Annotated in this window: 10 protein-coding genes; 9 read left to right on the top strand and 1 reads right to left on the bottom strand. The window is 42.9% G+C overall.

Features of this window, described 5'->3' with window-relative positions; genetic code table 11:
- Nucleotides 1–65: 65 nt before the first annotated feature.
- A complete protein-coding gene (gene helD / locus HU830_RS04125) occupies nt 66–2,348 on the bottom strand; it encodes an RNA polymerase recycling motor HelD (RefSeq protein ID WP_176942523.1) in 2,283 nt (760 codons plus the stop codon).
- A 490-nt stretch (nt 2,349–2,838) separates the two neighbouring features.
- Here helD and HU830_RS04120 point away from each other — a divergent pair, with 490 nt between their 5' ends.
- The 9 genes from HU830_RS04120 to HU830_RS04080 all read left to right on the top strand — a co-directional run bounded on the left by HU830_RS04120 (nt 2,839) and on the right by HU830_RS04080 (nt 13,718).
- Entirely contained in the window at nt 2,839–3,054 is a 216-nt protein-coding gene (locus HU830_RS04120) for a hypothetical protein (RefSeq protein ID WP_176942522.1), read from the top strand.
- Between the two features lie 323 nt (nt 3,055–3,377).
- Nucleotides 3,378–4,397 (top strand): tryptophan--tRNA ligase, encoded by a 1,020-nt coding sequence (gene trpS / locus HU830_RS04115; protein WP_176942521.1) that lies wholly within the window; start codon nt 3,378–3,380, stop codon nt 4,395–4,397.
- A gap of 103 nt (nt 4,398–4,500) precedes the next feature.
- The gene (locus HU830_RS04110; protein WP_176942520.1) at nt 4,501–5,691 is read left to right on the top strand and encodes an exonuclease SbcCD subunit D; all 1,191 of its coding nucleotides are present in this window, start codon (nt 4,501–4,503) and stop codon (nt 5,689–5,691) included.
- Nucleotides 5,688–8,855: an AAA family ATPase gene (locus HU830_RS04105; protein WP_176942519.1), complete on the top strand. Its 3,168-nt coding sequence runs from the start codon at nt 5,688–5,690 to the stop codon at nt 8,853–8,855. Before HU830_RS04110 ends, HU830_RS04105 begins: the two co-directional genes overlap by 4 nt.
- A 155-nt stretch (nt 8,856–9,010) precedes the next feature.
- The gene (locus tag HU830_RS04100; RefSeq protein ID WP_176942518.1) at nt 9,011–9,496 is read left to right on the top strand and encodes a MarR family winged helix-turn-helix transcriptional regulator; all 486 of its coding nucleotides are present in this window, start codon (nt 9,011–9,013) and stop codon (nt 9,494–9,496) included.
- The gene (locus HU830_RS04095; protein WP_176942517.1) at nt 9,493–10,959 is read left to right on the top strand and encodes an MDR family MFS transporter; all 1,467 of its coding nucleotides are present in this window, start codon (nt 9,493–9,495) and stop codon (nt 10,957–10,959) included. Before HU830_RS04100 ends, HU830_RS04095 begins: the two co-directional genes overlap by 4 nt.
- A gap of 2 nt (nt 10,960–10,961) precedes the next feature.
- Nucleotides 10,962–11,549 carry a DUF4811 domain-containing protein gene (locus tag HU830_RS04090; RefSeq protein ID WP_176942516.1) on the top strand — a complete coding sequence of 196 codons (588 nt, stop codon included), beginning with the start codon at nt 10,962–10,964 and terminating at the stop codon, nt 11,547–11,549.
- Nucleotides 11,550–11,835: 286 nt separating this feature from the next.
- Nucleotides 11,836–12,729 carry a Ppx/GppA phosphatase family protein gene (locus HU830_RS04085; RefSeq protein WP_176942515.1) on the top strand — a complete coding sequence of 298 codons (894 nt, stop codon included), beginning with the start codon at nt 11,836–11,838 and terminating at the stop codon, nt 12,727–12,729.
- 53 nt (nt 12,730–12,782) lie between these two features.
- The gene (locus HU830_RS04080; RefSeq protein ID WP_176942514.1) at nt 12,783–13,718 is read left to right on the top strand and encodes a hypothetical protein; all 936 of its coding nucleotides are present in this window, start codon (nt 12,783–12,785) and stop codon (nt 13,716–13,718) included.
- The last annotated feature ends 13 nt before the right edge of the window (nt 13,719–13,731 follow it).

Below are 13,731 nucleotides of genomic sequence, written 5' to 3'. Positions count from 1 at the left end.
AAAGTTGCTAGTTTCTTCGTCTGCCTGGCAGGTGAAGAAGTTGGCGGCTTTTTATGTTGGTTAATTTATTGAGCAATCCGCGCTTGATAAGTTTTTTGATCAAGTTCTTTTGCCCAGCGAGGTTTATGGGGAGCAGAAATTAATTGTAAGTCATGAAGGGCTCGGGTCGCCAGCGTATAAAGAATCGCTTGGTCACTTTTACTTTGGTAAAAGGGAGCTTGAATCGCGTAACCAATCACGGCATCAAATTCCAAACCCTTAGCCAAGTAAATTGGGACCAGGACAATCCCGGTTGGGATCTGGTGGTCATTTTCTTGGAGAACAGAAACTTTATCTTGGCTGGCCCATAATTTCTGAAGTTCTTGAACTTGAGCGTTAGTTTTAGTAATTACTGCCACGGTTTCGTATTTTTCCCGGGCTTCTTGCGCACAGTGCAAGGTCCAAGCGGCTAGTTGTTCACTAGAAGTTTGCCACCAAGTGGGCAGCACGCCGGGGCGGTTGAAGGCTTGAATTTGTTCTCCTTGAGGAATCAACTGTTTGGCAAAATTAGTGATCGCCGCGGTCGAACGATAGCTTTGCTGCAGGCTAATCACCTTGGTCTTGCGGGCGGTAAAAAGCTCTTCTAGGACCGCAAGTTGGGACTGATCCTGCGATCCTTGATAAAGGTTTTGAGCTAAATCTCCCAAGAGGGTTAATTTTGCTTGGGGAAAAGAATGTTGAATATAAGCCAGTTGCAAGGGAGAGTAGTCTTGCATTTCATCCAAGAATAATTGTTTGATTTGTTGCTGCCGGCCAGTTCCGGTCAAAAGCTGCTGGAGATATAAGACGGCCGTGGCATGGGCGAGAGAAATTTTATGAGTCTCCATAGCCAGTTGATAAGCGGTGATCATGGCCTGCCAAACTTGCGGCTGGGGATAAAGGACTTCTTGAAGAAATTGTTTGTAGAGTTGATAAGGATTATAAAAATAATTATTATAGATGGCCTCATAAACCGGATAATACTTCTGGTGGACTAAGGCTTGAGCTAAGTGTTGTTGTTGGGTGTTAAAATCAGCGGCCCGCAATTTTGGAGTGTTGATAATTTCGGCATATTGCCGCTCGCTGAGATCATCAATGGCAGTTAAAACCCAGTCTTGGTGGGCTTCTTCTTGAAGAAAAGCTTGTAAACGCCGAATTAAAGTATTTTTGAGGCGGACTAACTTATCCGTGGTTAAGAGATTGGTCGGAAATTCTTGATAGATAGCAATCATTTCCGCGGCACTGAAAAAGACTTGTCCTTCAAAAAGGAGAGACTGAAAAGCGCTTGTCAGATCGGCCTTTTTGGCAAAGGCTTCCAGTTGGCGTACAAATTCCAAACTTTCTTGAAATTGCCGTAAAGCTTGGGTCTCTGGATTAGTGGGGGTTTGTTCTTGTTCGAAACGTTCAAAGAGACTTTGGACTTGGAGACCATGGAGTCTTTGGGCAAGAAAGGCTTGTAAGGTTACTTGGCGAAGATTCTTCTCGCCTAAGCTTGGAAGAACGGCGGCAATATAGTTAGAGAAGAGATTATTCGGTGAAAAAAGGAGCATTTGATCGGCATTGACTTGCCGGCGACTGTGGTAGAGGAGAAAAGCAATTCGTTGCATGATTGTCGAAGTTTTTCCTGAACCGGCAGCTCCTTGAACAATGAGAACTTTTGTCTTCACATCGCGGATAATCTGGTTTTGCGCTTGTTGAATGGTGGCGACAATATTGTGCATTTGTGGACTGCTAGCTTGTCCCAGGACTGACTTGAGAATGTTATCACCAATTGTTTCATTAGTATCAAACATATTCTTGATCTTTCCCGCTTGAATAGAAAATTGTCGCTTGCGTTGCAGCTCAACAGTTTGTGGACCGACCGGAGTAGTGTATTGGACTCGACCCAAGGTTCCGTTATAGTAAATTGCGGCGATTGGAGACCGCCAATCATAAACCCAGAAATTTTGGTCATGATCGTTGAGAGAAGCCATGCCGATGTACAAGGTATCGGGTTCACCGTCTTCTTGGATATCAATGCGGCCAAAGTAAGGAGAACCCGCCAAAAGATGAAGTTCTTTTTCCTTAGTAGTCAAGATATCTTCATTGGTCGTTGCTCCAGCTAGGAGTTGCTTTTGTTGTTGCAAGGTAGCATTAGTTTCAATAATATCGTCAGTTTCAATATAGTTAGCTCGAGTATTGGAACTGAAATTGACTTCAACTTTGCGCCGTTCTTGTTGAGCCTTGCTAAGATTTTGGGCAGTAGTAATGAGTTGTTGTTGAATCATAGTTTCAACATGATCGACGCGGGTTTGTTCTGCGGCGCGTGATTCATTGGGAAAGGATGACATGAAAACCTCCTTATTTACAATATAAATTATTTTACAGCCCCTAAGGAAAATGAACAATATAAACTCTTGGAAGAAGCGCGAAAAATAATTTTCCAAAACAGCGGAGATAATGTTTGAGGATTAAGTAAGAAAAGGTCAATTGGAAAACACAACTTGCTAATAATTTTTTAGAAATGGAGAAAATGAAAAGAGCAAGCAAATCAAGATAAAAAATGATTTTTAATGTAAGAAAAAGTTAGACTAGACCTGCTTTTTTAGGGATTTTTAGTAAGCAGAAGATGGTATAATCAAAATTAATTAATGCTTATGATTTGCTTGCTGGAGGAAGAAAGAATGGCAAGATAAGGATTAAGTTTCAAAATAGTTAAAATAATATTATCATTTTCGCTCATTTATCCGGGGTGGGAGTAGTATCTTTAATCTGAACCACCCGGTTCAGGCCAGCGCCAAAGCGGCCCAGCCTAAATTTGCCAAGTTGCCCTTGGACACTTTGGCCCAAACAATTTACCAAGGGTTAGCCCCGGTTCTTAAATATGATCTGAAGAATTCCAATTATTCAAGTAATTTACCAACTAATTCTTTGCAGATAGAAATTGCCAAGGGCGTTACCAAGTTAGGCGCTTATCAGACAACGCTTCACCATACTCTGCAAAATCGGCCAGCTTCACCATCAACCACGGCTCCAGCAATTAAAGTTGGCCACTAAAAAGTCGCCTGCGAAATATTTTTTTGCGAACTGGGAATCCGAATTTGATTGACTTTGGCTAAGCTTTTTTGTAGTATGATGACAATTACAACCTAGTTAAGAGTATTTAAACCGAGGGAAAACAGAGACTAATTGGTAATTGTGAAATTAGCCCGCCGGTTTGAAAAAGTGGGGCTGGGTGAAATGGTTTTGGCGCCTTAAGTCAAGTTAAGCGGTAGATTAATCTACAAAACAGGTGGTACCACGGGAAATCGTCCTATTGTTCTGAGGAACAGTAGGGCTTTTTTATTAGTGGTTAAAGATTATTTCGGAGGAAGATTATTATGACTCAACATACAATTTTGACAGCTGACCGGCCAACCGGAAAGCTACACATCGGCCATTATCTGGGTTCTTTAAAGAATCGGGTTAAGTTACAAAATAGTGGTGATTACAAGACCTTTGTGATGATTGCGGATATTCAAGCTCTAACAGATAATGCGCGTAATCCTGAAAAAGTGCGCAAGAGCTTATTAGAAGTTGCCTTGGATTACTTAGCCGTGGGTATCGATCCTGAAAAAACCACTATTCTGGTCCAATCGCAAATTCCGGCTTTGAATGAACTAACGATGTATTATCTGGACTTGGTTAGTTTGGCTCGTTTGGAACGCAATCCAACGGTTAAGAGTGAGATTCAACAAAAGAAATTTGGCGAGAGTGTTCCGGCTGGTTTCGTGGTTTATCCAGTCAGTGAAACCGCTGATATTACGGCTTTTAAGGCCGATACAGTACCTGTTGGTGATGATCAAGAACCGATGATGGAACAAGCTCGAGAAATTGTTCGGACTTTCAATAATACCTATCAACAAGATGTTTTGGTGGAGCCGCACGGTTATTTCCCACCTAAGGGTCAAGGTCGCTTGCCAGGGATTGATGGTAATGCCAAAATGAGTAAATCTTTGAACAATGCCATCTATTTATCGGATACTGCCGACGAATTACATGCCAAAGTAATGCAAATGTATACCGATCCGAACCATGTTCACGTTAGCGACCCTGGACAAATCGCCGGAAATACAGTTTTTCAGTATTTGGATGCTTTTGGTGATGATCAAGCCAAGATTGCGGAATTGAAAGCCCAATATCAACATGGTGGTTTGGGTGATGTCAAGGTTAAGCAGTACTTGGAAGAAGTTTTGAGTGCCACTTTGACCCCAATTCGTGAGCGGCGGCAAGAATATGCCCAAGATCCTGGTGAAGTTTTGCGGATTCTCGAAAAAGGGAGCCAGAAGGCTAATCTAGTTGCGGAGCAAACCTTGCAAGAGGTTCGGAACGCCATCGGACTGAACTATTTTCAAAAATAAAATTTAAACGATGATCGCCACCGGCGGAAAAGTAATTTTTTCGACCGGTGGTTTGTGCTTGCAGGCCGAATTACAAGTTGCTTTTCGTTAATTGAGGTAAAAAATGAAATTATTACACACGGCAGATTGGCATATTGGACGAACCCTGAATGGCTATTCTTTGTTGGCGGAACAAAAGGCTGTCTTCGCGCAAATTGTCCAAATTGCCCAAGACGAAGAAGTTGATGGGATTGTGATTGCCGGTGATCTATACGATCGGGCGATTCCCAGCCCTGAAGCGGTCACGACTTTGGATCAGATGTTTCGAACTTTGAATTTAGAAAAAAAGATCCCAATTTATGCAATCTCGGGGAATCATGATAGTGCTCGCCGCCTGAACTACGGTCGCAAGTGGCTGGAAGAGACGAATTTTTATTTACATACGCTCTTGGAAGAAGCCTTTACCCCGATTGAAACCCCCACGCTGCAGATTTTCCTGCTCCCCTTTTTTGACCCGCTGGATGCTCGAGTTTATTACCAAAAAAAGGACCTTCCAGCAGAAGATGTCGCCCAGATTAAGACAATTGCGGATGCTTTGGAACTAGTGATCGCTGATCTAGTAGAACTTTTTGATCCCACGAAGAAGCATCTCTTAGTAACGCATTTTGCGGTAACTGCCCACCAAGAGGATTCCCTGGATCTTACGAGTGAAACAACTTCCCAAGTGGGGGGCTTGGCGACAGTGACCACCAAGCAATTTGCGGCTTTTGATTATGTCATGTTGGGGCACATTCATACCCGCCACGCTTCGCCCGCGCCCACGGTACGCTATGCCGGCAGCCCCGTGAAATTTAATGTTAAAGAAGCCCGAGCTAAAAATAACCAAAAATCAGTCGAAATCGTTGATTTTACCGCTCAAAAAATTCAACAAAAAGTCTGCAAGCTGATTCCCCAAACCGATTTAGTGGTTTTAGAAGCCGACTGGGAAACTCTCTGTGATCCTAGCTTTTATCAACAGCAGCCGGTAGGGCAAGCTTGGTTTGCGATTACGATTCAAAATTTTGAACGCAGCGCGCATTTACAGACCAATCTGCGCTCAGAGTTAGAAAAACGCTACGGGACGATCGTGGAACTCGATTATCAAACCAATTCGACTTCGACCTTTGCGCCGCAAGAGTCCACGGATCTCAGAGAGATCAGCCCGGAAAAGATTGTGAATAACTTTTTCCAGACGATTACCGCTTACGAACTTTCTCCTGCACAAAAAGACCTGGTGGCGAAGATTTTTAATGAAGTTGAAAGGGAGCAAAAATGAGACCCTTATATTTAGAGATGAATTATTTTGGACCCCACGAGCATTCGATTGTTGACTTTCAAAAATTAGATGAAGCGCCAATCTTTTTGATCAGTGGGGATACGGGAGCGGGAAAATCAACGATCTTCGATGCCATGACCTACGCTCTGTTCAACGCGACGACGGGAGAGCGAGAAGCCCGGGAAATGCGGAGCCAATTTGCCACTCTTACTCAGACCACGGCAGTTTATTTTTATTTTGAAGAAAATGCTAAGATCTACCGGGTCAAGCGCACTCCGGAACAATTTCAAGCCCGCAAAAAAGGTTCCGGCCAGACTAAGAGAAAAGCCACGGCCAGCCTTGCTCTCGTGGATGAAGTCGGTGGTTTAGAAAAAGCCAGTTTGGCTACTAAACCGGGTGACGTCGCTGCAGCGATTACCGAAATCTTGAATCTGACTGCCGATCAATTTAAGAAAATTGTTCTTCTGCCGCAAAATGATTTCTCGGAGTTTCTGAAATCAAAGACGGTGGATAAAGAAAAGATTCTCAAGAAAATCTTTGGCACCCAGTTATTTACCCAATTTACCGCCAAGTTAAAAGAACATTATCAACAGGCTCAAACTCAAGCCCAGGCAGGGGTCCAAGAATTGACCGCCCAATTGGCAGCCCCGGTTTGGACAGCTGCAGAGCAAGAGCAATTGCAACAGACCCCACGTGAACAGCTAGCTCATCAATTAACCACTTATCTCCAAGAGAAAAAAGCAGCAGTTCAATTGGCGACGCAAAAAGAAACTCGGGATCAACAAATTTGGCAAGCTACTGATCGAGCTTATCAAGCAGGGCAGGCTGTTCAAGCAGATTTTCAAAAATTAGAGCAAACCCAAACTAAATATCAAAAACAAATTAGCGCGCGCCAAGCTGAATTTCAGACTTGGCAGCAGCACTTAGCAGAATTGGAATGGGCCCAACCTCTGCAAAAACTGGTGCAAGACTTGGATCGAAAAGAAAAAGATATTCAAAAAGGCAAGCAGCAAGAGCAAGAATTAACGCACAAGTTGAGGACGGCTCAAGAAAAATTACAAGCTGCGCAAAGTGAATTTCTGACTTTAAAGGCCGCCGAGCCTGAATATGAGGCTCAACAACAGCAGGCGCAAAAATTATTGAGCCTAATTCCCCAAGTGCAAGATGTCGAACGGATTCAAGCCCAGTTAAAAAGAATCCAGCCTCAACTGGCCCAAGCCCAAGAGCAGGCTCAGGCCCAAACGGCTAAATTAACCACGGTTCAGAGTAAGTTGGCCGCCAAAGAGCAAGAATTAGCCGATTTGGCTGATTTTCAAAGCCAAAAAGAAGATTTACGGCAAGAGCAAGATCACTTATTGGAAGTTTTAACCCCGCTAGAGAGTGCTCGGGCTAAGACTCAAGAAAAATTAGCCCAAGTCCAAGATCGTTTGAAAAAACAGCAAGAACAATTGCAGATTCAAGTTGAACTTAATCGCCAAGCCCAAAAAGACTACACTACAAAGATCAAAACGCGTCAACAATTAATGATTGCCCAACTGCAAGCAGAATTAGAGCCTAATCAGCCTTGTCCCGTTTGTGGGTCTCCGGTACATCCCTTGGTCCAACAAGGAAAAGAGCAATCTGAGTCTGTTTTGCGAGCGGCAATGGCCGCCGTTGATGAATCACAAAAGCAGGCTGCGGCTAGCCAAAGTCGCGTGCAAGCTTTAAAAGAGGATGCCCAAAGCTTGACTCAAGATCAAGAGCAAGGACAAGTGGAGTTAAGGCAAACTCAAGCTCAATTGACCCAGCAGTATCAACAACTACAAGAGTCTAGTTCGGAAAAGTTACCGCTAGAATTTAATTTAAAACTGCTTAAAGAACACTTTCAGACAGCTATTCAAGAACTTGATCAACAAATTAAAATTAGCCAAAGTCTAAGTGAAGCAATCCAAGATTTGAAAAAAGAACAAGATCAAATTCAAGTCCAAGTCGATCAAAGCCAAGCTCAAGCAACTCGTCTAGAAACCGAAATTGCAGCTCGCCGACAAGACCTGCAAACTAAAAAACAAGCAAGTGACTTGCCTGCAGAAACTAGTGCTGTTTTGCAGCAACGAGAAAAGAGTTTGACGGATGCTTATCAACAATTTCAAAAGCAGTATCAAAAAGCCCAAGAGACAGTCCACGAAAATGAATTGCAAGAAAGTAAAAATCAAACCAAATTAACGACGATAAAAGAAGATTTAGCGCAGAAAAAAGCTACAGTGCAAAAGTTAACCCTAGACTTGCAGCAGGCACTGAACGATTCTGAAGCTAAGACTAGACAGCAAGCGGAATTGGAGCAATGGTTGACAGAGATCAATCAGGGTCAATTGAAAAAATTACCGGCGAAAATTGCGGAATATCAAACGACCGAAAAAATGTTGATGAACGATCTTACGCAACTGCAAGAAAAGTTGGCTACGACGACTAAACCTGATTTGGACCAACTCCAAGAGAAGTCAAAAGCAACTCAGGCCCGCTGGAAAGTCTCTCTCCAAGAAAAAGGAACTGTCCAGCAGAATTTTCACGAAGCGCAAACTAGTTGGCAAAAAATCCAAAAGATTATGCAAGAACAGGCGAAATTCGCGGATTCCTTAGCCGCGGTGACCAGTTTGTATAATGTAATTAATGGCAAAGATGGTAATGATGACAAGCTAAAATTGGAGACCTATGTCGTTCAAAACTATCTCCGTCAGATTTTGGAATACGCGAATATCACCTTTTTGAATCGCTTATCCAATAATCGCTATGTCTTTAATTTAGCTAGTGAAAGTAACAATCACCGACGAGATCATGGCCTAGATATTAGTGTTTACGACCGAGAGACCAATGCGGTCCGTTCAACGGATACTCTTTCGGGGGGCGAAACTTTTATTGCTGCTCTTTCGATTGCCCTGTCTTTAAGCGAAGTGGTCCAGTCTTCAAGCAATGGGGTTCGAGTCGAGGCGCTCTTTATCGATGAAGGTTTTGGTTCTTTGGACGAAGAAACTTTAGATAAGGCAATGGTCGCCTTACAAGATATCGGCCAAAATCGGATGGTTGGGGTAATTAGCCATATTGATTCGATGAAACAAAGTATCGGCCAGCAACTCTTAGTTCAAAAAGTAGGTAATGGTCACAGCAAAATCAAATTAATCAATAAATAAGTTCTAATAACTAGCGTTGCCTTTTGCTCAAAGGTGACGTTATTTTTTTTGATAATCTTAAAAGCAATCTTGCTCAATACTTAACATCTGTCAACTCTTGACAATTGTTAACATTGAGCTTATGATGTTGTCTATCGCGAAAAAGGAGGGAGCCGATGGAAAAAAAAGCTTGGCGCCAATTTGCGATTACCTTCTTGCGCGGACGACAACGTTTGCTCCAACAATTTATTAAACCTTATCGGATGAATTCCTTTGAGGTGATGTTGATTAGAGCAATTACCCTAAAGCCCGGCATGAGCCAAGAACAGATGGCCCGTCAATTAATGACTAATGAATCTAGTGTGGCTCGCGGCTTACGCAATTTGGAACTTCAAGGTTGGGTTTTACGTCAAGAAGATGCCGCCAATCGCCGTAAAAAATTGGTTTATCCCACGGATAAGGCCCACCGGCTCCACCGAGAACTGGTCGCCATTTTGGATCAATGGGACCATTACCTTTTTCGTTCTTTGACTCCTGCGCAGATGGAGGAGTTTGATCAACTTATCCAACAAATTAATCGAGGTTTTGAAAATTTGGATATGCCTCATTTGTTGGAAGAAATTACCCAAAAAAATAATCAAAATAATGAGGTGGAAAAATGAAGCAAACTCAAGATATTAATGGCCGGCCCTTTAATAAAATCGCTTTGGTCATTACTTTATTGGCGGGGACTTTTTGTACCGTCTTAAACGGAACCATTTTATCAACCGCGTTTCCCACCTTAATGAAGACTTTTAGTATTTCAGTCTCCACAGTGCAGTGGTTAACGACCGGGTTTATGTTAGTTAACGGGGTGATGATTCCAGTCAGTGCTTGGTTAAGCACCCGGATCGACTCGCGCTGGTTATACATCTTTGCGATGACTATTTTTCTCGGAGGAACCGTAATCTGTTATTTAGCTCCCAGTTTTGCGGTCTTATTAGCGGGTCGGTTGATTCAAGGGGTTGCCGTCGGAATTACGATGCCTTTGATGCAGACGATCATGTTAAGTGTTTTTGAACCTGAAAAAAGAGGAATCGCCATGGGGTTGAGCGGACTGGTTATCGGTCTGGCTCCCGCGATTGGACCAACTCTTTCTGGTTGGGTAATTGATAACTGGAACTGGCGTTACTTATTCAGTATTATCATTCCAATTGTGGCTTTAGTGGTCATTGCTAGTTTCTTTACCATGCGGCCAGTTTTGAAAACCAGCCATCAGTCAATTGATATTCCTTCAATTATTGAATCAACGATTGGTTTCGGTAGTTTACTCTACGGCTTCTCAGCTGTGGGGGATGACGGTTGGGCCTCACCGATTGTTCTGGGAACAATCGCTTTAGGGATTGTCTTCATTGCTCTTTTCAGTTGGCGGCAATTTAAACTAGAAGTTCCTTTCTTGGAATTACGAGTTTTTAAATCACCAGAATATTCTTTGTCGGTAGTTTTATCTTCCGTAACAAACATGGCGATGATGGCGATCGGAATGATTTTGCCTTTGTATCTACAAATTGTCAAAGGTCTCTCCGCCTTTCACTCTGGTTTAGTCCTCTTGTTAGGAGCTTTGGTTACGGGGTTCATGAGCCCAATTACCGGAGCAGCTTTTGACCGCTACGGGGCTAAACGTTTAGCAACGACGGGGATGTTCTTCTTGACCATGGGAACTTTACCTTTTGTTTTCATTACCCAACATACCCCAACTATTTATATTGTGATGCTGCATGCAGTTCGGATGTTTGGAGTTTCGATGGTCATGATGCCGATCACGACTTCAGGGATGAATGCTTTACCATTTAATTTGATTAGCCATGGGACAGCGGTTAACAATACGGCCCGGCAAGTCTTTACTTCCATGGGAACCGCGATTTTAATTAGTGTGTTAACTAATGTCACCAATACTCTAAAACCAGCGGCTAGCCTCTTGAAAAAGGCTCCCGTTGATTATCAACAACAATTTTTGAATGCCACGGTTTCTGGTTATCGAGTTTCCTTTGCTTTAGCAGTTGGCTTTTGTGTCGTTACCTTTATTTTGGCCTTATTCTTAAAGGATAAGGAAACGATTGTCGATGCTGATCTGGAGGTGAAGTAATTATGATTTTAGTCTTTTTAGTTATTTTTACTTTGTGTGCCTACTTGGGCGGCGTCTACATTTCCAATCGGAAGCTAGCCAATAGTTTGCGAGCGCTGTTTAGTTTCTTACTATTTTTAACAATTGTCGCGATGATTGGTAATGATACGCAACACTGGGGGATGCGGTCCCAAACGGAAGTTCGAACCACGAATTTGCTTAGTTCGGTCGCTAAGCCGCAAGAACCAAGTTTTCTCTTATATAAGAATTTGGGAACAACAACTAAAGATCAGATCTATTTGTATCGGACCGATACTCGCCCGAAAAAAATCCAACACACTTTGCCCAAGAAAACTACTAATCAGGTTCGAGTGACCACCGGAACGCCTCGTTTAGTGACCAAGACTCAACGTTGGACTTATCAAGGAACTGGTTGGGGTTGGCTCTTTAGTGTTGCCGGCAATGAAGGTCAAAGGATCAAAACCCAAAATACTTTCTACGTTGGCTCTCAATGGCAAGTTTTAACTCCACAAAAGTTAAAACAACTAGCCAAAATGGCCCAAGCTAAAGCGCAAGTCCGGGCTAAGGCGCAAGCAGCTGCCCAAAATTAGCTTGGGTCCTAATCAATGCTCTTAATTTAAATCCTAGTTCAAAAATTACTTCGGTGACGAATGAAAACGAAAATTTTCATTCGTCTCTTTTTATGTAGAGCCGGCTGCAAACTTTCAGCCGTCAAAGTTTGCAGCTGTGAGCAGGACAGTAATTTTTTAATAATTAGTTATTAGTTTTAACACTTTTATTTTAGAGTTATCTACGCTATTCTTGATCTATTATTAAAACTAGTCTAGTTCCTTAAATAAACTTAATTTATAAGATAAACAATGGGAGGCAAATGAAATGCAGGTGGCTTTGATTGATATTGGTTCAAATTCGATTCGCTTGGGATTATATCAACTTGATGCCCAATTTCAGGTTCAAAGTGTGCGACGATATCGTTATTTCGTCCAATTGGGAAAAGATATGACGGCTCAAGGAGCAATCAATGCGACCAATTTTCGCGCGGGAGTTGCGGCCTTAGAAAAGTTGAAGTGGCTTTTGGAACGGGAGTTAGTGGATCAAACGATGGTCACCGCAACCCAGGCGTTGCGCCAAGCCAGTAATCAAGAAGAATTTATTGACGCCGTGGCCCAAAAGACGGGGTTGAAGATTCAAGTCCTCACTGGAAAACAAGAAGCTTATTATGACTACTGTGCCCTGCAAACGCCCCAAGTTCCCGCAACGGGGGCGTTTTTGGATACTGGTGGTGGGAGTTTTGAGTTTGGCGTTTTAGAAGGAGACAAATTATTAGAAGTCGCTAGTTGGCCCTTTGGAGCAGTCCAATTGTTTGATCAACTGCAAGCGCCGGATCCCTTATCAGTTGACCAACAAAAAACTTGGTGCCAACGTTTGCAGGCCAAGTTGCGTGATTTACCCCGTCCCCAAGATCAACGGTTAATTTTACTGGGGGGGGTCCATCAAGTTTTATTCCGGATTTTAAATGCTCCCAATAATCAGTGGCTACCAACGGCACAAGTTCAAGCCCAAATTCAGCAAATTCAAAGACAGACGGTGGACCAAAATCAGTCCTTATTAGCGATTGAAAAACAACGCGCGCCTTTCATGCCCACCGGACTACTCCCTCTTCAAGCTGTTTTGCAGGCTTTTGAAATTCAAGAAGTTTGTTATTGTCACGTTAGTTTGCGCGATGGTCTTTTAGCCCAGTATCGTCAAAAGATGACTGCTTCTAGTTGAAATTTTGCCACGTGCTATAATAATTTTAATATGTAGATGAATGGATGATTGAAATGCAGATTGCAGATTTTGCGTCCGCCACGCAAAACTTATGGCAAGAAGTAGCGGCCCAAGTTCCCGGGCAACTCCACTTTGAGTTTTTGGATCGAAAAGAAGATTGGCTGGCTTTTAATCAGTCGGGGCACCGTTTGACGCCAACCGGAAATCTTCAGATTTTGTTAGTTCGGTCAGCTAATTTAGATTTTACCTTGCAACATGAGTTGCGCCATATCTTATGGGAACTAAATGGTTGGACTAAGGTATCTTTTCCGTTAAGCAGTAGTCAACCGGAACTAGACCACCAGACCCAAGCGACCGCTTTAGCGCTTGTCGGTTGTTTGGAACATTATTTTATTTTACCCCAACAAGTTGCGGCGGGAGAACTGTCTCCCCAGGTCAAAGCGCAATTACAGGCGGGCTTGAAACGACAATTGGCGCAAGTTAAAACGAATCTTGTTGCGCAAATGTTCCTCTATTTAGATGGTTTAATTTTAGAACCAGAAACCAAGCTGGCTCCGGACAATAAAAACACGGCGCCGGTGGCTTTATCGGCCGCGCAAAAGTTATTTCAAGTTTTAACCCAGCGTTTACAGGCCCAGCCTTTAGCTTGGCGGCGGAGTTTGAGTGCCGGTTTGCTGGCTTTCAATGACTTTTTACAAGCCAATGGTTATCAGACCTTACCTTTAACAGAAATGGTCGTTTTACCACCCGTTTTAAGTCCCCGGCAATTAAGGTTACAAGTTCGCCAAGTCTTCCAAATTAAAAATCTGCCGTTTTTATCCCGCCAAACTGGTCAACCGACGCCGATTTTAGTAGAAACTAATAGTCAGCAAAATGCCGGAGAATTAATTTTAGCGGCTAATTTAAAAGCCGAAAATTATCAACAACTTTATCAAGAACCAGTCACCCAATTTTTACAAGAGCAAGGGTTAACTTATTTTCCCCGCTAGTTAGCTCCAACTT

The sequence above is a fragment of the Bombilactobacillus apium genome (assembly GCF_013385145.1).
Classification (GTDB): Bacteria; Bacillota; Bacilli; order Lactobacillales; family Lactobacillaceae; genus Bombilactobacillus; species Bombilactobacillus apium.
Note: the sequence above shows the minus strand (reverse complement) of the source record. Positions and strands in the feature narration are given on the sequence as shown.

Bases quoted from the DNA above. Each gene is read 5' to 3' on its own strand.
- helD (WP_176942523.1), bottom strand. From the start codon at position 2,348: ATGTCATCCTTTCCCAATGAATCACGCGCCGCAGAACAAACCCGCGTC.
- trpS (WP_176942521.1), top strand. From the start codon at position 3,378: ATGACTCAACATACAATTTTGACAGCTGACCGGCCAACCGGAAAGCTA.
- HU830_RS04110 (WP_176942520.1), top strand. From the start codon at position 4,501: ATGAAATTATTACACACGGCAGATTGGCATATTGGACGAACCCTGAAT.
- HU830_RS04105 (WP_176942519.1), top strand. From the start codon at position 5,688: ATGAGACCCTTATATTTAGAGATGAATTATTTTGGACCCCACGAGCAT.
- HU830_RS04100 (WP_176942518.1), top strand. From the start codon at position 9,011: ATGGAAAAAAAAGCTTGGCGCCAATTTGCGATTACCTTCTTGCGCGGA.
- HU830_RS04095 (WP_176942517.1), top strand. From the start codon at position 9,493: ATGAAGCAAACTCAAGATATTAATGGCCGGCCCTTTAATAAAATCGCT.
- HU830_RS04090 (WP_176942516.1), top strand. From the start codon at position 10,962: ATGATTTTAGTCTTTTTAGTTATTTTTACTTTGTGTGCCTACTTGGGC.
- HU830_RS04085 (WP_176942515.1), top strand. From the start codon at position 11,836: ATGCAGGTGGCTTTGATTGATATTGGTTCAAATTCGATTCGCTTGGGA.
- HU830_RS04080 (WP_176942514.1), top strand. From the start codon at position 12,783: ATGCAGATTGCAGATTTTGCGTCCGCCACGCAAAACTTATGGCAAGAA.